This is a genomic window from Roseobacter sp., from assembly GCF_045106495.1.
In the GTDB taxonomy this organism is placed as follows: Bacteria; Pseudomonadota; Alphaproteobacteria; order Rhodobacterales; family Rhodobacteraceae; genus Roseobacter.
This window is the reverse complement of the sequence record NZ_JBGCEQ010000015.1, coordinates 26,912-47,095: the sequence shown is the minus strand read 5'-3', so window position 1 is coordinate 47,095 and position 20,184 is coordinate 26,912. Positions and strand designations below refer to the sequence as shown.

Here is a 20,184-nt window from a genome sequence, read left to right as displayed (position 1 = left end):
CAACCAAATTTCTACCCTCGGAGGCAGCTCAGGACATTTCACTATTTTGTGTGAAACAGCATCAAAGAATCGGTGACTCTCACCGATGCGCTCCATTAGCATTCTCGCAAGAAATTGTTGGCTGGAGGCAGTATGAAGCACGCAGGGATCAACGATCAGAAAACATCACTCAATGTCCTTGAACTCGAAGATTCCGAAATTTCGAGATTCATCGAACAGCGCATCAAAAAACGGTCGCTCAGTAAGCTAGTGACCAAATTGAACAACGATATCCTCTACGGCACGTCGACTGAGCGTGAAAACGCAGAAAAAGCGCTCGATCGCTTGGGTTTACTCTGCTGTTAAGTTGCCGATTTCTCTTTATGTAACATTAGACCTCATGCCAAACAAATAAACCGTCTCGTTCGCCAAGTCAGTTGCGCGGCCGCTAAATTGCTTCGAAGAGGCGGTGGTTCTTCATTGCGCGCGGATGTACTCATACGACTCGCGCATTGCTTCTTGACGATCAACCCGCCGCCTTGATCCGGTACGTTGCGTATTTGTGCCGTCGTTGATCGAATAGGAAAAGTCGAGTGCGGCAGCCATTCTCGAAATATCCCTTAGTGCTGATGTGTTCGCGATAGTTTGCGGCCACAGCTTAGATATGTTGCAAATTGAGTCGAAGATGGCTTGGATGAATAGTAGGCTGTTTGGCGTTGCTGGGCCATCAAGCGTCTGCAAAGACATGGTGAACGAGCCTATTTCCGCAACCCATGCTGACTTGTAGAGTGTCTGGCGTTCGATAGGCTGTGGGTCCGATGTGGGCAGTGCAGGTTTCCAAGCGATTTCCTTTGCTTAGTTTGTTGACATGAAGGCGCACAGGACATTTGCACCATAATACAGCGCGCCAGATCTCCGCACTTTTGGCGGTAGTAATATCGTGCACATCAAGAAAAACCGGCCCCTCAAAGATACTTTGGAGGGCGTAGTCGCGACCTACTTTCCGGTTAGCGTATAGCGATAAATTTCGTGAAACTTCCCACCATCCGCCTCGCCCACAAGGGTCAGACTGTCGATCACAAAAGGCCGAGGCGGCAAATCTCCAAAATGGGTGCTCGCCTCCTCCATCACCTTGCCGAAATGCGCCCGAGGCAGCGGTCCGGTCAATGTCATATGGAATTTGAATGCTGCCATAACGTATGGGTAGCCCCAGGTTTTCAAGTTTTCCTCTTGCAGCTGAGTCAGATCGGAACGTCGGCGCCGCGCCAGTTCATCTTCGTCTGGCGGCGCGCGAAAGATGTCCAGACCGCGCACTACCTGCGCCGCCATCTCCGCCAATTCGCGGGTATCACCTACTGGGACCATTGCCAGAAACGAACCGATCCGCGATAGGGTCAAACCTTCAAGGGCGACGGATGGCAAGAGTGCTGCGTGTTGATCAAGCGCAGCTTGCAGATCATCAAGGGTCTTTCCGTCCGTCAGGCGAAAAGGCGGTTTGATCGTGCCGTGGAAGCCGTATTTGTGTGGTCGCAAGGTAACATTGTCATCTGGCGTGCCGATCATTTGACCTTGCGCGATGTCCCACCCCAGCCAGGACGCGCCGACCCGTGCAAAAGCTCCAGGGCGCGGCGTGAAATAAATTCCGTAGCGCGTGAAGTTCATAGGGCCTGTCCCATCGTATCTCTTTCAGTTTTGCACTTCAGGTTAACATGTCCATGACACCGCCGACCATCTTCGCCAATGCCAATTGTTTTCTGCCAACACAGGATGTGACGGGATCAGTGACAATCGCTAGTGCGCGCTGCATCGCGGTTGATAAGGGTACGTCTTTGTCGCGAAGTTCCATTGACTGCGAGAGTAATTCCGTGAGCCCCGATTTGATCGAATTGCATGGCCACAACCTCGAACACAGCCAAACGACCCCGCCCATGGTGGATTTGCCGCATGGTATCACCATCCTGGCACATGAAAGTGAACCAGCGTGCAATGAGATCACCATAGTGATTTACTCTCTGTGGGCTGGCGCTGCATTGGTAAATTTTATGAAGCTTGTCCTAGCTGTGCGCTCAAAATTGGCAGATGTAATTGAGAAGATGCCGCAACAAGTTGCGTCGCGCATCTCGGATCACCTGTATCCGCAGGCCGATGAAACGCTTTCGTGAAGCGGGGCATAAGCCTAACGTGCTTAGTGTTTGGTCGAATGGACGGTGGGTGAGTTGACTGATTGTCAGCGCATTGAGCCTTGCCAATTAGCCCAGGCTCTGGCCTGATTGCCCAAAATCAAATCCCTTTGAAGGACATCAAAATGCGCGCAATGCAAGTCACGGAACTCGGCCAGCCACTCCGTTTGTGCGACATTCCCAAACCCACCGCACTTGCTGGGCAGGTGTTGGTCAAAACCCATACATGCGGTTTGAATTTCGGTGACTTGCTGATCATAAAAGGCACCTATCAGGAAAAGCCGGAGGTGCCGTTCACGTTGGGTATGGAACTCTGCGGCACTGTGACCCTGGTTGGTGAAGGGGTCACTAACCTTCAGGTAGGGCAAAGGGTTGCGGCTTACTGTGGATTTGACGCATTGGCAGATTATGCTGCCGTTCCGGCCAACGTTTGCGTGCCGATTCCGGACGAAATGACCGACGAACATGCCGCGGCATTTCTGATTGCCTACGGCACAAGCCACGTGGCGCTGGATTACAAAGCCAATCTCAAACCCGGCGAGCGTTTGTTGGTGCTGGGTGCGTCTGGCGGCATTGGGCTGACGGCTGTTGAACTGGGTAAGATTATGGGGGCCGAAGTTGTTGCGGTTGCACGCGGCGCTGAAAAACTGGAAGTCGCCAAGGCGATGGGGGCGGATCATCTGGTCAATTCGGAGACAGATGACATTCGCGAAGTGGTCAAATCGCTGGGCGGCGCCGATGTCGTCTATGATCCAATTGGCGGTGCTCAGTTCAAGGCAGCCCTGCGCGCCTGCAACCCCGAAGCCCGCCTGATCCCACTCGGTTTTGCATCGGGCGAGGTGCCGCAGATTCCGGCCAATCACTTGCTCGTAAAAAACTTAACGGTCATCGGTTTTTACTGGGGCGGGTACACGCGGGTGAATCCAAAGGTTCTGACCGATAGTTTTGAGGTGCTAACGCAGTGGTATGTTTCGGGAAAGATCAAGCCGCATGTGAGCAATGTTCTACCGTTAGAGCAGGCCAATGAGGCGCTGAATTTGCTGAAAACCCGCAAAGCGACAGGCAAAGTCGTAGTCAAAATCGACTGACCCTGATTCAGCAATCTTTCATCTGCGCCGAATAGGTGCGCGCGCGATGATACTAGCTTTTTGCCTTTCCCGCAGAAAAACAAACAGTCCGGAGCCCAGGATCAGAGCGATACCTGCCCAGACTTCCCAAACGGGTAATTCCGCGAATACGGCCCACCCCCAAAACACTGCAAGTGGCAGACCTACATATTCGAATGGGGCAACTGTCGCGGCATCCGCCAAGCGATAAGCCTGGCTCAGGCAATAGCCGATGATCGCAGCATTCGCACCCAGCCCCAACATGATCCACCAATCGGCGGGTGATGGCCAGACCCAAGCGCGCAAAAGAAACAGCATCGACGCATTGTCGGTATTGTCTGCGAAACGGCCGTCCCCTGCGACCAGGTAAAAGCCAAGTGAAACCACAATGAAAGTGGCTTGGATGTAAATTGACAAGGCGGAAGCCTTGCTTTCGACACCAAGTTTGCGCGTCATGATTTGGTTGAGCGCATAGGTTAGCGCGGACAGCAAAGGTAGCAGCAAAATAAACCGCGATGCTTGGAGAGTTTCAGCGTCTGCCCAAGGACGCTGCATGATCACGACGCCAACAAAACCAATAAAAACAGCGATCAAGCGGATGATGCCGACCTTTTCCCCCAGAATCGGAATGGACAGCACGGTTATGAACAAGGGTGCGGCAAAGAACAAAGCGGTGGCGTCGGCCAGTGGAATGGCTGCCAGCGCCACGAAGTAGCTCATATTGGCGATGACGATCAACATGCCGCGTACGATATGCAGGATTGGTCTGCGCGTTTTCAGGATGTGCCAACCGCCTTCCATCTGCACCATGATCAGGGAAAAGAGGATCCCGATACCAGAACGTAGAAAAACAATTTCATGCAGCGGGTATCCGCCCGACAATTGCTTGATCAGCATGTCGTTGATCGAAATCGCGAAAACACCGGCCAATACAAACAGAATGCCGGGGCCGGCGCGATTTTGAGGTTGGGCTGCCATGATGCATGACCTATCAGTCCTGCGTTAGCTGTCGAGCAAAGAAGCGACATGATCCAAATCGCATTGGCGCATTGGACGTCTCTGCGCTAGAACGAACGGAAATTGCTTTGGAGGAGCCCGCTTATGCAAATGTCCGATACCCGCCAGATCGCCGCCAGCCCCGCAGAGGTTTACGCTGCATTGCTCACTCCTGAGGTGTTGCAGGCCTGTGTACCGGGCGCACAGGACGTGACAGGTTCCGCCGAAGAAGGATTTGAGGCCACCGTTGTTCAAAAGGTCGGGCCCGTAAAAGCGACATTCAAAGGTGCCGTTACACTTTCCGATTTGGTGCCGAACGAGTCTCTGACTATTACCGGAGAGGGCAAGGGCGGCGCCGCTGGTTTTGCCAAAGGTGGCGCTGAGGTGCGGATGACCGCCAAAGATGGTGGCACCGAGCTGAGCTATGATGTTGAGGCCAAGGTGGGTGGCAAGCTCGCGCAATTGGGCAGTCGGATCATTGACGGTTTTGCAAAGAAGATGGCCGAACAGTTCTTTTCAAACTTGCAAAACACGCTCGAAGGCCCGGTGCCGACAGATGATGAACCTGCTGACGACGACGCAGAAGCGGAGAAGAAGGGGTGGCTTAAACGTCTGACTGGTAAGGCCTGAGCAGGACTCAGTGCGTCTGCGCGCAAAAACCTTTGGGTGACTGTGCATGGGTGCGCTGTTGTTTTTGGCGTCTGCGCCGTAAGTATCCGAACAACACAGGGGGGTGTCTGGTCGGCATGGAACCAATTCTCGAGATTTCAAACCTGCGCAAATCCTACGCCGATGGTTTCGAAGCGCTCAAAGATGTCAGCCTCTGTATAGAGGTCGGTGAGATTATTGCGCTTTTAGGTCCCAATGGTGCAGGCAAAACAACACTGATCTCGACAGTCTGTGGGATCACAACGGCGACGTCTGGAACTGTCACCGTTGGCGGTCATGATATTCTGAGTGACTACCGCGCAGCGCGTGCCATGATCGGGTTGGTGCCGCAAGAAATCAATCTCGAACCCTTTGAAAAGGTGATCAACACAGTTCGCTTTTCGCGCGGCCTCTTTGGTAAACCACCCGATGAAGCTGCGCTGGAGCGGATTTTAAAGCAGCTTTCTTTGTGGGACAAACGCGACAACCAGATCCGGGAACTGTCAGGCGGTATGAAGCGGCGTGTGCTGATCGCCAAAGCGCTTAGTCATGAGCCTCGGCTACTCTTTTTGGATGAACCCACAGCGGGCGTGGATGTCGAATTGCGAAAAGACATGTGGGATGTGGTCAACGAGTTGAAAGCTGATGGGGTGACCATCGTGCTGACAACACATTACATAGAAGAGGCAGAGGCCATCGCTGACCGCGTGGGTGTCATCGCTAAGGGTGAATTGCTCTTGGTCGAAGACAAGACTGACCTCATGGCCCGCATGGGGCAAAAACAGCTCGATGTGCAATTGTCTCAGACTTTGGACGCCGTGCCTGCCGCCTTGGCAAAATACAATCTGACCCTTTGCGATAACAACAAAACGCTAACCTACAGCTATGATACCCGCGCGGAGCGAACCGGCATCACCAAGCTGCTCTCGGATGTGTCGGCTGCTGGTTTGGTGCTGCGCGATGTGGTCACCCGGCAAAGCAGTCTTGAGGATATATTCGTAGGCATGGTGCACGATGAAGAAAAGACAACGCAATGAACTGGACAGCAATCAAGGCAATCTATCTCTTCGAAATGGCGCGTTTCTTTCGAACCTTGGCGCAGAGTTTCATATCGCCCGTTTTGTCGACATGCCTTTATTTTGTGGTCTTTGGAGCGGCCATAGGTAGCCGCATTCAGGAAGTCGATGGTGTCAGTTATGGCGCATTCATTGTGCCGGGCCTGATCATGCTCTCCGTTATCACACAAGCCATCTCGAACGCCTCCTTCGGCATCTATTTTCCGAAGTTTATTGGCACGATCTATGAATTGCTTTCGGCCCCGGTAAGCTTTTTGGAGATCGTCGCGGGCTATGTCGGGGCCGCAGCGACCAAAGCGCTTTTTATAGGCGTCATCATTTTGATCACGGCATTTTTCTTTGTCGACGTGAGCGTCGCGCATCCTATTGCGATGGTTGTTTTCTTGTTGCTTACTTGCCTGAGCTTTGCACTTTTAGGGTTCATCATCGGCATCTGGGCCGGAAATTTCGAGCAGTTACAACTTGTACCTTTGCTCGTCGTTACACCTCTTGTTTTTCTAGGAGGGTCTTTCTATTCGATTTCGATGCTGCCGCCGATTTGGCAAACCATTTCGTTCTTCAATCCGGTCGTTTACCTTATATCAGGCTTTCGCTGGTCGTTTTTTGGCACGGCGGACGTGCCGATTTTCCTTTCGCTTTGTGCCATTGCGGGCTTCACCTCCATGTGCCTTTTCATCATCTGGTGGATTTTCAAAACCGGCTGGCGCATTCGTCAATAAAGACGCAATTTTGAACTCATTGAGTTCGCTGCCTTGTTTGATTGAGGCGGTCATTCTACATGGGGTGACATGAAACACTGGATACCCTTTCTCAAGTCAGACCCGACTGTCGCAATCATTCGTCTGTCAGGTGTGATCAGTGCCGCAGGCCGGGGCACTCTGAACGACGCAAGCCTCGCACCAATCATTGAAAAAGCATTTTCGCGCGGAAAACCCGCCGCTGTGGTTTTGGAAGTCAATTCACCCGGCGGCAGCCCGGTACAATCTTCGTTGATCGGGGCTCGAATCCGCAGGTTGGCTGAGGAAAAAGAAGTGCCAGTTATCGCTTTTGTCGAAGATGTTGCAGCTTCGGGCGGATATTGGCTGGCCGCTGCAGCCGATGAAATCTATGCAGATGACAGTTCCGTTGTTGGCTCGATCGGCGTGATTTCTGCTTCTTTTGGCGCTCATGAGCTTTTGTCGCGCCAGGGGATCGAGCGGCGCGTCTATACCGCAGGCAAGTCCAAATCCATGCTGGATCCCTTTCGGCCCGAGAACCCCCAAGATGTGGAGCGTCTGAAAGCGCTGCTGGATGACATCCATACCAACTTTAAGGATCACGTCACTGCGCGTCGAAAAGGCAAGCTGCCAGAGGATCGCGATCTTTTCACGGGTGAGGTCTGGCTTGCACGGCGCGCAACCGAACTTGGACTGATAGACGGCATCGGCCATTTGAAACCAATGATGACAGATCGCTTCGGCGAAAAGGTCAAATTTCGCCGCTATGGATTGCGCAAATCTATTTTGTCCCGTTTCAGCGCCCGTATCTTTGGTGATGCCATAAGCAGCATCGAAGAGCGCGCTGCCTTCGCGCAGTTCGGCCTGTAACCTCAATGATTTTCAAGATTGTCTCCCTTTTTCTGGTCGTCATTGGCGTATTGGCCATGTTTGGTAAGATGCACTGGTTGGGTGGGAAACGTCTTTCAAACACAAAATGCCCCAGCTGCGGGCGCTACCGCATCGGACGTGGGCCTTGTGCCTGCGGAAAAGGCGACAAATCATGATCATGCCGTGGTTTTTATGCGGCTTCGGGTTGGTTTTGCTACTGTTAGCAGGGGACGCACTCGTCAAGGGTGCGGTGAACTTGAGCCTGCGTCTTGGTGTGCCTGCGCTCATCGTGAGCCTTACCATCGTCGCGTTCGGTACCTCGGCACCCGAGTTGCTTATCGCCATTCAGGCCGTTGATGATAATGCGCCAGGGCTGGCCTTGGGCAATGTGGTTGGTTCAAATACCGCCAATATTCTAATGGTTTTGGGCATACCTGCATTGCTGGCTACGATGCATACGTCTGAATGCAACACCCGCAAGACCTATAACTTTATGATCATGGCCAGTGTGCTTTTCATTGCGCTGGCGTTTCGTGGGGTGTTTGACTGGATCGCGGGTGCGGTTCTATTGACCGGGTTGTCTTTGATGTTGGCGGACGCCTTTCGCGACGCACACCTGCATCGGCAGGCCGGCAAGGACGCACCCGAGGAAGAGCCCGAAGGCGCCGACCCTGACATGCCTTGGTGGCGCATTCTGGTGTTTCTCGTGCTTGGTTTGATTGGTCTGCCATTAGGGGCCGATTTGCTGGTCGACAATGCCACCATTATTGCGAGAACCTACGGGGTCTCCGACACGGTCATAGGCCTGACGCTGGTCGCCATAGGCACCTCTTTGCCGGAGTTGGCCACCACGGTTATGGCAGCGCTCAGAAGGCAGGCGGATGTGGCCCTGGGCAATGTCATCGGCTCGAACATGTTCAACCTGCTGGCAATCATTGGCATCGCCAGTTTTGTTGGGCCGATTCCCGTTGATCCGGAATTCCTTGCGTTCGATCTTTGGGTCATGTTGGGCGCCTCTGTTCTTTTGTTCCCTTTCGTCTACTTGTGTTGGAATATCACGCGGTTTTGGGGGGCGGTCTTGACTGGTCTGTACGTGGCCTATCTGATTGTCGTTCTGACGTGATCAAACAATGAAGGAGGTTTGAGCATGGGTACAGCGCTTGTAACGGGGGCAGGGCATCGCATCGGTCGGGCCATGTCTCTTTATCTGGCGGACCGAGGATACGATGTCGTTGTGCACTATGCGTCCTCTGACAAGGGCGCACGCGAAACGGTTGCCATGATCGAAGAAAAAGGACGCCGTGGCGTGGCCATTCAGGCCGATCTTCTCGAGGATTCGCAAACTGAGGTGCTTTTTTCAAAGGCGGCGGGCCAATTTGATGGCCCTGTGACCTGCCTGATCAACAACGCCTCGATATTCGAATATGATACTGTGCAGAGCGCCACGCGTGATAATTGGGACAGACATATGCAGAGCAACTTGCGTGCGCCCTTCTTGCTGACGCAGGCAATGGCAGCGCAAGGATTGACCGCTGATCAGGATGTCGCGAACGAACCGATGTCGACAGGATTGATCGTTAATATGATTGACCAACGGGTGCGCAAATTGACGCCGGAATTCATGACCTACACGCTGGCGAAAATGGGACTTTGGGCAATGACCCGCACGACAGCGCAAGCCTTGGCCCCCGCCATCCGGGTAAACGCCATCGGACCCGGTCCAACGCTTCAGGGCGGGCGCCAATCAGCAGATCATTTCGCGACACAAAGGGCCAACACAACGCTTGAACGCGGCTCAAACCCACAGGACATGACTGCCGCCCTGGGATACTTCCTGGACGCCCCTGCAGTAACGGGGCAGTTGCTTTGTGTGGACGGTGGTCAACACCTTGCGTGGCAAACACCGGACGTCCTTGGAGTGGAATAAGTCAGACTGAGTTTCGAGTTTTGCACCGCGCTAATTTGCGTCACAAATCCGTTACTAAAATGTCTTTGTTTTCAAAAACTTGCGCCTCAAAAAAGAAAATATATAATGAAATCAAAGTCTTGAGTTATTGCCTAAAAATTAGGCAAATCGTTGAAATACCCCAATTACAACGAAAATTCCCAAATCTCTGGAAGTTATCTGCAGAGTTATCCACATGAACGGTGGACAGGTTATCCCTTGCAGTTGGCTGCGCTACAGTGCAGCGCATCACAGAATCATCATTAGAGTTGTATGACCGAACCACTTGACACTCAGCCACAGGATGTAGCGACCGGTTATGCTGTTATTCAAGGTTATCTAAAGACACTTGATAGCTCGCCTGGTGTTTACCGGATGCTCGATTCAGAAAGCCGTGTTTTGTATGTCGGCAAGGCCAGAAATCTGCGGGCACGGGTTAGTAATTATGCACGGCCCTCCGGTCACTCGGGCCGAATTTCGCGGATGATTTCAAATACAGCCTCAATGATGTTTCTGACCACCCGGACGGAAACAGAGGCGCTCTTGCTTGAGCAGAATCTGATCAAGCAGCTAAAGCCTAAGTTCAACGTGCTTTTACGCGACGACAAAAGCTTTCCCAATATCTTGGTAACTGCAGACCACAACTTCCCGCAGATTAAAAAACACCGCGGCGCAAAAAAGGAAAACGGCAGTTATTATGGTCCTTTTGCATCCGCGGGCGCGGTCAATCGGACGTTGAACCAGTTGCAGCGGGTTTTTCTGTTGCGCGACTGTTCCAATTCCATGTTTGAAAGCCGCACGCGTCCTTGCTTGCAATACCAGATAAAACGTTGTTCGGCTCCCTGCGTTGGAAAAATCAGCCCGGAAGACTATCAGCAAACAGTGCGGGATGCAGAGAAGTTCCTCGTGGGACGGACCACGGATATTCAGGCGCGCCTGGCCCAAGAGATGAGCGACGCATCCAAGGCCATGGAGTTTGAACGCGCGGCTGCTTTGCGGGATCGGATCAAAGCGTTGACTCAGGTTCAGACCGCGCAGGGCATCAACCCAAAGAGCGTGTCGGAGGCAGATATCATTGCATTGCATATGGAGGGAGGGCAGGCATGTGTTCAGGTATTCTTTATCCGCGCCAACCAGAATTGGGGCAACCGGGATTATTATCCGCGTGTTGGGCCGGATGTAGATGCGGCAGAGGCCCTGGAGGCCTTTATTGGTCAATTCTACGATACGAAAGAGCCGCCCAAACAGCTGATCTTGAGCAACGATATTGAAAACCCGGACCTGATGACAGAAGCGCTGAGTGGCAAGCTCGGACGCAAGGTTGAACTGATTGTCCCGAAACGAGGCGAAAAAGCGGAGCTTATCGATAGTGCTCTGAGGAACGCGCGGGAGTCATTGGCACGCAAAATGGCGGAAACCGCCACACAGGCGCGTTTGATGAAAGGGATTGCCGAAGCCTTTGATCTGAAAGCGCCGCCCGAGCGCATTGAAGTCTACGACAACTCGCATATTCAAGGGGCTTTTGCGGTGGGTGCCTTGATCGTTTCAGGACCAGAAGGATTCATGAAAAATCAATACCGCAAATTCAACATCCGCGGAGAGGATCTGACGCCTGGAGACGATTTCGGCATGATGAAAGAGGTGCTGACACGCCGCTTCAAGCGGTTGATCAAGGAGGACCCGGAGCGCAAAGAGGGCCATTGGCCGGATCTGTTGCTAATTGACGGCGGTGCGGGCCAAGTAAGTGCGGTCCGCGCGATCATGAGGGAATTTGGGGTTGAGGATATCCCGATGGTCGGTGTTGCCAAAGGAGTTGACCGGGACGCGGGTAAAGAAGAGTTCTACCGCACCGGCAAACCTGCTTTTGCGCTGCGCCATAACGATCCTGTCCTGTATTTTGTGCAACGCATGCGTGACGAGGCGCACCGCTTTGCCATCGGCACGCATCGTGCGAAACGTGCGAAAGCGGTAGGTGCGACGCCATTGGACGATGTGCCGGGTGTCGGCGCATCACGCAAGCGTGCGCTGCTGGCGCATTTCGGATCGGCTCAGGCTGTTGCTCGGGCAAATCTGAGCGATCTTAAAGCAGTCGAAGGGGTGTCCGTCGCTTTGGCAGAGAAAATCTACGACTACTTTCACGAGCGCGGCTGACCCGAAGGACCCGCGTCCCAAGGATACTGTTTTTTGACCTTTATGTTGAGTGTTTTGGACCTGTTTCTGCTCGTCGAGTAGGCGGTCAGATGCACCCGATGCTGTTGCTGCTTTCGAAGCTCATTTTAGCGTTGTAAGGTGGGGATATGACACTGACATTGCCCAATATCCTGACAATTATCAGATTGGTTGCAGCCCCGATGGTCGCTGTGATGTTTCTGTATTTCACCAGACCCTATGCAGATTGGTTTGCATTGGTTCTTTTTGTGTCTGCCGCGATAACCGATTGGTTTGATGGTTACCTCGCGCGGGCCTGGAAACAGGAAACAAAACTGGGGGCAATGTTGGACCCTATTGCTGACAAGGCCATGGTGGTGATTGCCTTGATGGTGATCATTGCGTTTTCCAGTTGGTCGCCCTGGCTGGTCCTGCCGGCAACGGTGATCCTTTTCCGAGAGGTGTTCGTATCGGGTCTTCGTGAATTCCTGGGAGATACAGCGGGCACGTTAAAGGTTACGCAGTTGGCCAAATGGAAAACGACCTGTCAGATGGTCGCCATTGCCGTTCTGTTCTCGCAAGGGGTGTTCGAGCACTATTTGGGCATGTCGGCTTTCGGTATGGACCAGAACATGGTGAATGCCATTTTTGCGGGCGAAGAACCCGATTTGCAGGGATTGCAGTGGAAGCACGCTGCAATGGAATGGGCTGGGATTTCCGGACTGGGTCTATTGTGGATTGCGGCAGCCTTGACGCTGATCACGGGGGTTGATTACCTGATGAAGTCATTGCCTCATTTGAAGGACGAAATCTAATGGATGTGCTGTACTTTGCCTGGGTGCGCGAGCGGATCGGCCTGCCCCGCGAAAAGCTGGAAACTTCTGCACGGACGGTTTCGGACCTTGTGGATGAATTGGTGGCACGCGAAGATCGGTATGCAGCAGCGTTTTCAGACCTATCCGCGCTCCGTGTCGCGCTTGATCAAGAACTCAGCGATTTTGATGCCAAACTTGATGGAGTGCGTGAGGTTGCATTTTTCCCACCGATGACTGGGGGTTGAAATATGCGCATTTCGGTTCAGGACGCGCCCTTTGATCCAAGTCAGGAGACCAGCAATTTCGCAGCCGGTCGCAAGGATGTAGGTGCTTTGGTAAGCTTTACAGGCGTGGTGCGAGATACCGGCGATGAAACATTACACGCCATGGAAATTGAGCACTATCCAGGCATGACAGAAGCGGCGCTCTCCGACATTGCCGAGCAGGCCAATGCCCGATGGTCGTTGGGTGATGTGTTGATTATTCACCGTTATGGCAGCTTGAAGCCGGGTGAGATGATCATGATGGTTGCGACTGCTGCGCGGCACCGCAAGGACGCTTTTGACGCGGCAGAGTTTTTGATGGATTTCCTCAAGTCACGCGCGCCCTTCTGGAAACGCGAAGTTACTGCGTCGGGAGCCACATGGGTCGCATCGCGTGATGAAGACGAAAAGGCTCTGGAACGCTGGTAAAACCACTGCCATTGACGTGCATCAAGGTGGAAATTTACCACGTGAGTTACTCTTAGGTCATCAAATGACAAAGAGGAGTTATCGCGATGTTCAAGACAATTACAGTTGGTTTTGACGGGTCACGCCCGTCTGAAAATGCGCTCCGTCTGGCATGCGACATGGCGTCCAAGTACGATTCCGATGTCCATGTATTGCACACGCCAAAACCGGAAACTGTTGCCTTTGCAATGGGTGCCGTGGCTGGCTATCATGTGGCTACGACAATGCCTTCTTCGGAAGATGTCGCGAAAAGTGCCCAAAAATTGCTGGATCAGGCGAAAGAAATTGCAGCTGACTCCGGTCAGCCAAATATAGTTACCGAAGTTGGTGATGGTGATGCTGCGGAGTCGTTGCTGGAGCATGCCAAAGCCGTCAATTCAGATCTGATCGTGACGGGGCGTCGGGGGCTCGGCAATCTTTCTGCGCTGGTGCTGGGCAGCACGTCGCAGCGTGTCGGTCGTATGGCCAGTTGTGCGCATATGACGGTGATGTGAACCTTCAGATGGCTTGCTGACGGTTTAGTTGCGCGCGCAGTTCTTCTGCTTCTTGGCGCGCGTCGCGCAGACCATCCATGGCACCACGCAGTTCCGACTCAGTTTGAGTAAGCTGGTTGGTCAGGTCCGCTTCACGTTGTTGCAGATAGGTAATGGCCTGGTCTCTGGTTTCTTCGGCTTCGTGCAGCTCCTGGCTCATCCGGTCCAATTGCGCGACGTCATCCGCAGCAACCCGTGTAAAGCGGTTCACGAGCCAATGGGCGAACCAACCTAGACAAAATGCCACGAACAGGATGGCTGCGGTCGCGATGACAAACTCTATCCTACTCATCGTTTTGTCCTTCTGCATCGGTTGCTTCTGTATTTGCGCCTATATCACTGGATTCCGCGATGCTTTCCAGTGCTGAATCACCTTGCGGGACTGATGGTTCAGGCCGGATCAACTGGAACGCGATACGCCGATTGGCTTCGCGGCCCTCGTCACTGTCGTTGTCAGCGATAGGTTGCGTTTCGCCGTAGCCCTTAGCGACAAAAGAACCGGTCAAAACGCGCCTCGCCCGCAATTCGTTCAACACGGACTCTGCCCGAGCCTGACTAAGAGCCAAATTCATTTCTTCGCGGCCTTGGCTGTCTGTGTGCCCTTGTACCTCTAGCCGGATACTGCCGCATTTTTGAAGGACGTCTGCAATGCTGTCCATTGTGCTGAGGGCGGACGAATCTATTGTCGCGCTGCCGGGTTCAAACACAATTTTTGTTGAGGACACAATTTCCGAAATGGCCACCTCGCATTCCTCGGGAGAGGGTACTGCAGCCACCGGATCCAATTCTTCCGCATAGCGAATACTGATATCAAAGACACCCTCTTGTCCGAGCTTGCTTGCCATCAGCTGTGCAACCTCCGCACTTGCATTTTGATTGCCAGACTTTCCGCTAAGTGTGATGGCTTCCGGGGTCACGGTCACCGCGCCGTTGTTCAGAAAGGCCAGAGCCTCGATGCCCGTCAGTACCCGCGCGGACCAATTCAATGGCAAATCGGCAACAATGCGAGCTGCGGTATAGACATTACCAGATCCGAATTTGGCACGCGCGAAGCTATCTGCAACGTCGCGCATTTTTTCGTCGGAGATGCGACCGCGCAGTTGAACCTGGCCTTCGGGACTGAGCGTCGCGACAAATTCCGGCGGCCCAACGGACGGTTCGGACGTGTCTGGGAAAATGGAGTATAGCGCAAAGACTTCAGGCAATCCATTTTCCAACTCGCCGGTCACACGATCAAAGTCGCTTTGAGCGGTGCCTTCAGCAGCGGCCAGTGTCACGTCGGCATTTGAAAAGGTCACACTGCCAGACCCCAAATCCGCCAGCGCGGCAATCGCCGCTTCTACAGCGGCTGCCCAGTTTTTTGAGGGAACGCCCATTCCGATCGTGCATAACGCGGGAGTCTTTAATCCCGCTTTTGATGCCGCTTCCAGAATGCGAATTTTTGTGGCTTCGGTATCAGCGGAACAGGCATCAAATCGTGCACCGCCTTCGTCTTTCACAAAGCGTAATGTAAACGGGGTGATTACCGGGCGCGGTGCCGAGATGTCCAAAGAGAGCGCCAATTCGGGCGGCGCGGTACGGATCAACCTGTCCTCCATCGCTGCCTTGGCCTGGGCGCTGTCTGCCATTGCTGTGATGGTAATACGGTCCGCCGTGACAGATACCTTCGCGCGGGGCAGATCTTCGATCGCTTCTATGGCATAGGCTAGGGCATCTTCCCAGCCATCCGGTGCAGGATAGTCCGCCGTTTCCAGTAAATCCGTGACTGGTAATTCGCTCATGGCCGCAAACCCTTCCACCATCGCCTCGCGATCTGTGGTTTGGGGAATGAGACCGATGATCGACAAACCGGCTGTGTTGCGCAAAACTTCGGCCGAAAATCGTGGCGGTGCAATGGCGGCAACGGTCTCGACTTCCATGATGTCAATGACACGCGCCGCATCCACAACGGATCCCGCCACGCTTAGGGCTTTGAATCGCAGTGCTTCGGTGGGTGCGGTTCCGGAAAGTGTAACCTGAAGCCCATCAGCCTCTACTTCTACCCACGTGAGCGCGTTTTCATCCAGCGCTGAGCGTACGCCAATTTCCGATGAGTCCTCCACCAATTTCACCGATGAATCCGCCACAAAAAGGGAGGCGGCCGCAGCAGCAACAAAGGCAGAGAAGATCATTTTATATTGAGGCAAGCGCGTTCACCGATAGTCCGTAGCCGAATTTCTGCTGTGATACGCCTCCAGCCGCACAGTTTCAATCACACCAATAACGCTGCCGCAAAAAACAACAGCGGTATCAAGCCGGCATCGCGGTTGGCTCGAAACAATTGCAGCAGTTTTGCACTATTGTCCAAGTCAAACCCACGTAGTTGCCAGGCCATGTGCCATCCCATCGCCCAAGGCCCGGCCAACACAAAAACCATCGCCAACACGCTGGCCTTTGGCAAGGCGGCAAATATTGCAGCCAATCCCATTAAACCCACGGTCGCCATCAGAAAACGCCGCAGCCAGGGTGCCGTTTTGTCGCCAAAGAGACGGGCCGTCGATTTTATACCGATCAAAGCGTCATCTTCAGTATCCTGATGCGCATAGATCGTGTCGTAAAAGAGCGTCCAGGCGATCCCGGCGAGATAAAGCAGGACTGCAGGCGCGTCCAGTGTACCGGAGTGGGCCACCCAAGCCAGCATAGCTCCCCAATTGAAAGCTAGCCCCAGAAAGACTTGAGGCCACCAGGTGAACCGTTTGGCAAATGGGTAGATGGCAACTGGCAGCAGCGCCAGGATGCCCATGCCGATGGCCGCGATGTTGAAGGTGAGCAGAATACAGAAGGCAAGCAGCGATTGGATGCACATCCATATGACGGCCCCGGTTACGCTTACCTGGCCGGACGGGATCGGCCGCGACTGTGTGCGCTCCACCTGACTGTCGAACTTGCGGTCGTTGATGTCATTCCAAGTACAGCCCGCGCCGCGCATAAGCCAGGCCCCGATGGCGCAGCCCAACGCGATCCATAGATCAAACCAACTGGCCCGTTGATCATAAACCATGGCCAAAGCAAGTCCCCACCAGCAAGGCAGCAAAAGCAGCCATGTACCAATGGGTCTATCCGCGCGGCTCAGACGCAGATAAGGGCGAGACCATGGCGGGGCGACGGTATCGACCCAGTTGCCTTTTACCGCATCTGCGACCTGACCATCTGGTACTGGCTTGAGGTCTTGCATATGTATCTCTCCATGGATCGAAACGCGACCGCGAAAATCAGGCTTTATGTAGAGCACACATTGGGGCAGGGGCAATCTGTTCCTCTGTCGCGGGAGCAGGCGCATTATCTTTTTGGCGTGATGCGTCTGCGTGTGGGCGCGCACGTGCTGTTGTTTGATGGGCAGAGCGGTGAATGGCGTGCTGAGGTCGTTGAGGCAGGCAAGCGCGGTGGTTTGCTTGTGGTAGAAGAGCAAACCAAGCTGATGCAGATGCCACCAGACCTGTGGTTGCTATTTGCGCCAATAAAAAAGGCACGCACAGATTTCATTGTGGAAAAGGCCGTAGAGATGGGGGTGGCAAGGATTGTGCCCGTGCAGACTGATTTTACCAATTCGGGCCGCATCCAGCGCGACAGGTTGCAAGCTCATGCCTCAGAGGCCGCTGAGCAGTGTGGTGGCACCTATGTGCCCGAAGTTACGGAGATGCGACGGCTGGACCGAATACTGGCGGACTGGGACACAAAGCGCCGGATAATGTTTTGCGATGAGACGCAAGTCGACTTACAACCCAACCTGCTGCCGCAAAAAGGCCCTTGGGCAGTCTTGATCGGCCCGGAAGGCGGATTTTCGCCAGATGAGCGAGATCGCATGCAAAAGCTGGCGCATACGCATCCCGTTTCACTGGGGCCGCGCATTTTGCGCGCGGATACTGCCGCCGTGGCGGCTCTCACATTTTGGCAACTGCAGATGGGGGATTGGACATGATCAGACCCGAGGCCAAGGCGCAACTCATGCGCTGGCGTGAAGTCCTTGCCGGGGCCGTCATGGCTGGGCTGGGTCTTTGGTGGCTGATCGGGCCGGGTCGATTGCTGATCCTGCCCGGCATAGGTTTACTCATTGCCGGCGCCTGCCTGATCTGGGTCGGTGCGCAACGGGCCCGCTTCCGGGCAAGTGGCGAGGGGCCAGGTTCTGTGCGCGTGGACGAGGGGCAGATCACGTATTTTGGACCGCTCACTGGTGGCGCAGTGGCATTGCGCGAGGTGTCGAGGTTAACACTCGACAAAACGCTGTTTCCCGCACATTGGCGGTTGCAGCAACCTGGACAGCCGGAGCTCCTGATCCCTATCAATGCGGAAGGCGCGGCGGCCCTTTTCGACGCGTTTGCCACGCTATCGGGGCTACGCACCGAGCGCATGCTGCATGCCATAGAAGGAAAGGAGAAACACTTGATTGTGATCTGGCAACGCGATGCTTCCCAAAATGCACAGATTAGTCTGCATTGACACCTCGCCAAAATCATCCCATCCCTGATCTTCCAAACCTATACGATGACCAAACGGAGCCTCCCCTATGTCCATCCCTCAGTCTGGCGGCGGCCCGATCACCTCCCATGACCAATTGGCGCAATATCTGGCAGATGGTTGCAAACCAAAGGAAAGCTGGCGCATTGGGACTGAGCACGAAAAATTCGGTTATTGCAAAGATACGCTGAAGCCGCTGCCTTATGACGGCGACCGCTCTATCCGGGTGATGCTGGAAGGCCTGCGAGATGGACACGGCTGGAACCCGGTCCTTGAGGCCGATCATTTGATTGGTCTCGAAAAAAATGGTGCAAACATTAGTCTGGAACCCGGAGGCCAGTTGGAATTGAGCGGTGCGCCGCTTGAGACGATCCACGAGACCTGCGACGAAGTGAACGTGCATCTGCGCGAAGTGCAAGACGTGGCGGACAAGATTGGAGCGGGATTTATCGGGCTGGGTGCCGCCCCGATCTGGACCCATGACGACATGGATCTGATGCCAAAAGGCCGCTACAAACTGATGAATGAGTACATGGCGCGTGTGGGAACAATGGGCCGGGTCATGATGCGCCGCACCTGTACCGTTCAGGTCAACCTGGACTTCGGGTCTGAGGCGGATATGGTCAAGAAAATGCGTGTGGCTCTGGCGCTGCAACCTGTTGCCACGGCCCTTTTCGCAAACTCGCCCTTCTTTGAAGGCAAGGAGAACGGGCACAAGTCCTGGCGGTCTCGGGTTTGGCGCGATTTGGATGCGGCGCGCACCGGTATGTTGCCTTTCGTTTTTGAAGACGGGATGGGGTTTGAACGCTGGGTGGACTACGCGCTGGATGTGCCGATGTATTTTGTCTACCGAGACGGACAATACATCAACGCTCTGGGTATGTCGTTTCGTGATTTCCTGAAGGGCGAATTGCCTGCGCTGCCCGGTGAAATACCGACACTTTCCGATTGGGCGGACCATCTGACCACGGCCTTTCCCGAAGCGCGCACTAAAAAATACATAGAAATGCGCGGCGCGGATGGTGGTCCTTGGCGAAGATTGTGTGCGCTCCCAGCTTTTTGGGTTGGATTGATGTATGACGAAACCGCCCTCGATGCAGCTTGGGATCTGGTCAAGGGCTGGGGGGTTGGTACGCGCGAATTGATGCGGGTGGCAGCGTCGATCGACGGGCTTCAAGCGGAAGTTCATGGAATCAAAATGCATGACATCGCCCGTGAAACCGTTGCCATTAGCCATTCTGGCCTCAAGGCCCGCGCCCGCCCGGGTGCTGGCGGCATGATCCCGGATGAGACGCATTTCCTGAACGCGTTGCATGAGAGTATTGAGACCGGCAAAGCGCCTGCAGATGAGTTGCTTGATCGCTATCATGGCGAGTGGAACGGTGACCTCAGCCGGATTTACAGCGAATTCTCTTACTGACCTCAGTTCTTTCGTGATGCTCACAACGCATTGCTAAAAGCGCTCCAACATAGTGAAACTGATTTAAAGCAAAGACTGTTCCGCTTCGGCGGCTGATAGCCCGAGCAATTCCAGACCGGTTTCAAGATGGTCCGCAAAATGTGGCGTTCCGATAAGATAGTCGGCTGTTGGTGTCACTGCTTCGCCTTTGGCGGTTGCCAGCGCCTCTGAGTATTCGTCTGTTGCAAAGCTGTCACGTCCGATCCACATTAAGGCAATCAGGCTGAAACACTCGTCTTCATTCAGGGTTTCAATGAACCCGCGCAACTCGCCTTCGGCGCGTTCGATTTCGTGCCCAAACAGAATGATCTGAGCCACTTTGGTGGTGGAAATATCTAGCATTGGCTCGCCCTCCGTGATTGTCAATTGTGACTCATCCATCTCAGGTTGGGACCGACCCGTATATGATCTAGATCAACGGCGCCTAAGCTGGACACCAGGTGGCCTTCGATAAGCACAGTCCCATTTCGAAGTTATTTGACGCAGAT

At 54.0% G+C, this 20,184-nt stretch carries 24 protein-coding genes; 17 read left to right on the top strand and 7 right to left on the bottom strand.

Annotation, left to right across the window (positions count from 1 at the left end; genetic code table 11):
* Positions 1 to 132: 132 nt before the first annotated feature.
* Positions 133 to 345 (top strand): hypothetical protein, encoded by a 213-nt coding sequence (locus AB8B75_RS11380; protein ID WP_405362326.1) that lies wholly within the window; start codon positions 133 to 135, stop codon positions 343 to 345.
* Positions 346 to 456: 111 nt separating this feature from the next.
* Here the strand turns inward: AB8B75_RS11380 and AB8B75_RS11375 are convergent, their stop codons facing one another.
* Both AB8B75_RS11375 and AB8B75_RS11370 read right to left on the bottom strand, forming a co-directional pair.
* Positions 457 to 585 (bottom strand): hypothetical protein, encoded by a 129-nt coding sequence (locus AB8B75_RS11375; protein ID WP_405362324.1) that lies wholly within the window; start codon positions 583 to 585, stop codon positions 457 to 459.
* A gap of 390 nt (positions 586 to 975) precedes the next feature.
* Positions 976 to 1,641, bottom strand: coding sequence for a DUF1045 domain-containing protein (locus tag AB8B75_RS11370; RefSeq protein ID WP_405362323.1), 666 nt, complete (start codon positions 1,639 to 1,641; stop codon positions 976 to 978).
* A 53-nt stretch (positions 1,642 to 1,694) separates the two neighbouring features.
* Between AB8B75_RS11370 and AB8B75_RS11365 the strand changes: the two genes are divergently transcribed.
* On the top strand, positions 1,695 to 2,141 hold the full coding sequence (locus tag AB8B75_RS11365; protein ID WP_405362321.1) for a hypothetical protein: 447 nt from the start codon (positions 1,695 to 1,697) through the stop codon (positions 2,139 to 2,141).
* A gap of 143 nt (positions 2,142 to 2,284) precedes the next feature.
* Positions 2,285 to 3,247, top strand: a complete 963-nt coding sequence (locus tag AB8B75_RS11360) for an NADPH:quinone oxidoreductase family protein (RefSeq protein ID WP_405362320.1) — start codon at positions 2,285 to 2,287, stop codon at positions 3,245 to 3,247.
* Positions 3,248 to 3,265: 18 nt separating this feature from the next.
* Here the strand turns inward: AB8B75_RS11360 and AB8B75_RS11355 are convergent, their stop codons facing one another.
* Positions 3,266 to 4,243: a DMT family transporter gene (locus AB8B75_RS11355; RefSeq protein WP_405362319.1), complete on the bottom strand. Its 978-nt coding sequence runs from the start codon at positions 4,241 to 4,243 to the stop codon at positions 3,266 to 3,268.
* A gap of 123 nt (positions 4,244 to 4,366) precedes the next feature.
* Between AB8B75_RS11355 and AB8B75_RS11350 the strand changes: the two genes are divergently transcribed.
* The 11 genes from AB8B75_RS11350 (at position 4,367) to AB8B75_RS11300 (ending at position 13,704) form a co-directional block, all read left to right on the top strand.
* A complete protein-coding gene (locus tag AB8B75_RS11350; protein ID WP_405362317.1) occupies positions 4,367 to 4,891 on the top strand; it encodes a CoxG family protein in 525 nt (174 codons plus the stop codon).
* A 116-nt stretch (positions 4,892 to 5,007) separates the two neighbouring features.
* Positions 5,008 to 5,946, top strand: a complete 939-nt coding sequence (locus tag AB8B75_RS11345) for an ABC transporter ATP-binding protein (protein ID WP_405362316.1) — start codon at positions 5,008 to 5,010, stop codon at positions 5,944 to 5,946.
* Positions 5,943 to 6,704 carry an ABC transporter permease gene (locus AB8B75_RS11340; RefSeq protein WP_405362314.1) on the top strand — a complete coding sequence of 254 codons (762 nt, stop codon included), beginning with the start codon at positions 5,943 to 5,945 and terminating at the stop codon, positions 6,702 to 6,704. Before AB8B75_RS11345 ends, AB8B75_RS11340 begins: the two co-directional genes overlap by 4 nt.
* Before the next feature lie 69 nt (positions 6,705 to 6,773).
* A complete protein-coding gene (locus AB8B75_RS11335) occupies positions 6,774 to 7,571 on the top strand; it encodes a S49 family peptidase (RefSeq protein ID WP_405362312.1) in 798 nt (265 codons plus the stop codon).
* Between the two features lie 172 nt (positions 7,572 to 7,743).
* Positions 7,744 to 8,694, top strand: a complete 951-nt coding sequence (locus tag AB8B75_RS11330; protein ID WP_405362310.1) for a calcium/sodium antiporter — start codon at positions 7,744 to 7,746, stop codon at positions 8,692 to 8,694.
* 24 nt (positions 8,695 to 8,718) lie between these two features.
* A complete protein-coding gene (locus AB8B75_RS11325) occupies positions 8,719 to 9,498 on the top strand; it encodes an SDR family oxidoreductase (RefSeq protein WP_405362308.1) in 780 nt (259 codons plus the stop codon).
* Positions 9,499 to 9,789: 291 nt separating this feature from the next.
* Positions 9,790 to 11,667 (top strand): excinuclease ABC subunit UvrC, encoded by a 1,878-nt coding sequence (uvrC, locus tag AB8B75_RS11320; RefSeq protein ID WP_405362306.1) that lies wholly within the window; start codon positions 9,790 to 9,792, stop codon positions 11,665 to 11,667.
* Positions 11,668 to 11,813: 146 nt separating this feature from the next.
* Complete coding sequence (pgsA, locus tag AB8B75_RS11315) at positions 11,814 to 12,479, top strand: CDP-diacylglycerol--glycerol-3-phosphate 3-phosphatidyltransferase (RefSeq protein ID WP_405362305.1); 666 nt, start codon at positions 11,814 to 11,816, stop codon at positions 12,477 to 12,479.
* Complete coding sequence (gene moaD, locus AB8B75_RS11310) at positions 12,479 to 12,724, top strand: molybdopterin converting factor subunit 1 (RefSeq protein WP_405362303.1); 246 nt, start codon at positions 12,479 to 12,481, stop codon at positions 12,722 to 12,724. The genes pgsA and moaD overlap by 1 nt, the downstream gene beginning before the upstream one ends.
* Positions 12,725 to 12,727: 3 nt before the next feature.
* Entirely contained in the window at positions 12,728 to 13,171 is a 444-nt protein-coding gene (locus AB8B75_RS11305) for a molybdenum cofactor biosynthesis protein MoaE (protein WP_405362302.1), read from the top strand.
* An 86-nt stretch (positions 13,172 to 13,257) separates the two neighbouring features.
* Positions 13,258 to 13,704 carry a universal stress protein gene (locus AB8B75_RS11300; protein ID WP_405362300.1) on the top strand — a complete coding sequence of 149 codons (447 nt, stop codon included), beginning with the start codon at positions 13,258 to 13,260 and terminating at the stop codon, positions 13,702 to 13,704.
* Positions 13,705 to 13,708: 4 nt separating this feature from the next.
* On the opposite strand, the gene AB8B75_RS11295 is transcribed toward AB8B75_RS11300, so the two are convergent.
* From AB8B75_RS11295 to ubiA, 3 genes are all read right to left on the bottom strand, one after another.
* Entirely contained in the window at positions 13,709 to 14,035 is a 327-nt protein-coding gene (locus tag AB8B75_RS11295; RefSeq protein WP_405362298.1) for a hypothetical protein, read from the bottom strand.
* Positions 14,028 to 15,914, bottom strand: coding sequence for an OmpA family protein (locus tag AB8B75_RS11290; RefSeq protein ID WP_405362388.1), 1,887 nt, complete (start codon positions 15,912 to 15,914; stop codon positions 14,028 to 14,030). The genes AB8B75_RS11295 and AB8B75_RS11290 overlap by 8 nt, the downstream gene beginning before the upstream one ends.
* An 80-nt stretch (positions 15,915 to 15,994) precedes the next feature.
* Entirely contained in the window at positions 15,995 to 16,957 is a 963-nt protein-coding gene (gene ubiA, locus AB8B75_RS11285; RefSeq protein WP_405362296.1) for a 4-hydroxybenzoate octaprenyltransferase, read from the bottom strand.
* Between ubiA and AB8B75_RS11280 the strand changes: the two genes are divergently transcribed.
* The 3 genes from AB8B75_RS11280 (at position 16,958) to AB8B75_RS11270 (ending at position 19,657) form a co-directional block, all read left to right on the top strand.
* Positions 16,958 to 17,701: a 16S rRNA (uracil(1498)-N(3))-methyltransferase gene (locus AB8B75_RS11280; protein WP_405362294.1), complete on the top strand. Its 744-nt coding sequence runs from the start codon at positions 16,958 to 16,960 to the stop codon at positions 17,699 to 17,701.
* Positions 17,698 to 18,219, top strand: coding sequence for a hypothetical protein (locus AB8B75_RS11275; RefSeq protein WP_405362292.1), 522 nt, complete (start codon positions 17,698 to 17,700; stop codon positions 18,217 to 18,219). The genes AB8B75_RS11280 and AB8B75_RS11275 overlap by 4 nt, the downstream gene beginning before the upstream one ends.
* A gap of 67 nt (positions 18,220 to 18,286) precedes the next feature.
* Positions 18,287 to 19,657: a glutamate--cysteine ligase gene (locus AB8B75_RS11270; protein ID WP_405362291.1), complete on the top strand. Its 1,371-nt coding sequence runs from the start codon at positions 18,287 to 18,289 to the stop codon at positions 19,655 to 19,657.
* A gap of 63 nt (positions 19,658 to 19,720) precedes the next feature.
* Here AB8B75_RS11270 and AB8B75_RS11265 read toward each other — a convergent pair whose 3' ends face one another.
* Positions 19,721 to 20,038: a DUF3775 domain-containing protein gene (locus tag AB8B75_RS11265; protein ID WP_405362289.1), complete on the bottom strand. Its 318-nt coding sequence runs from the start codon at positions 20,036 to 20,038 to the stop codon at positions 19,721 to 19,723.
* Between the last annotated feature and the right edge of the window lie 146 nt (positions 20,039 to 20,184).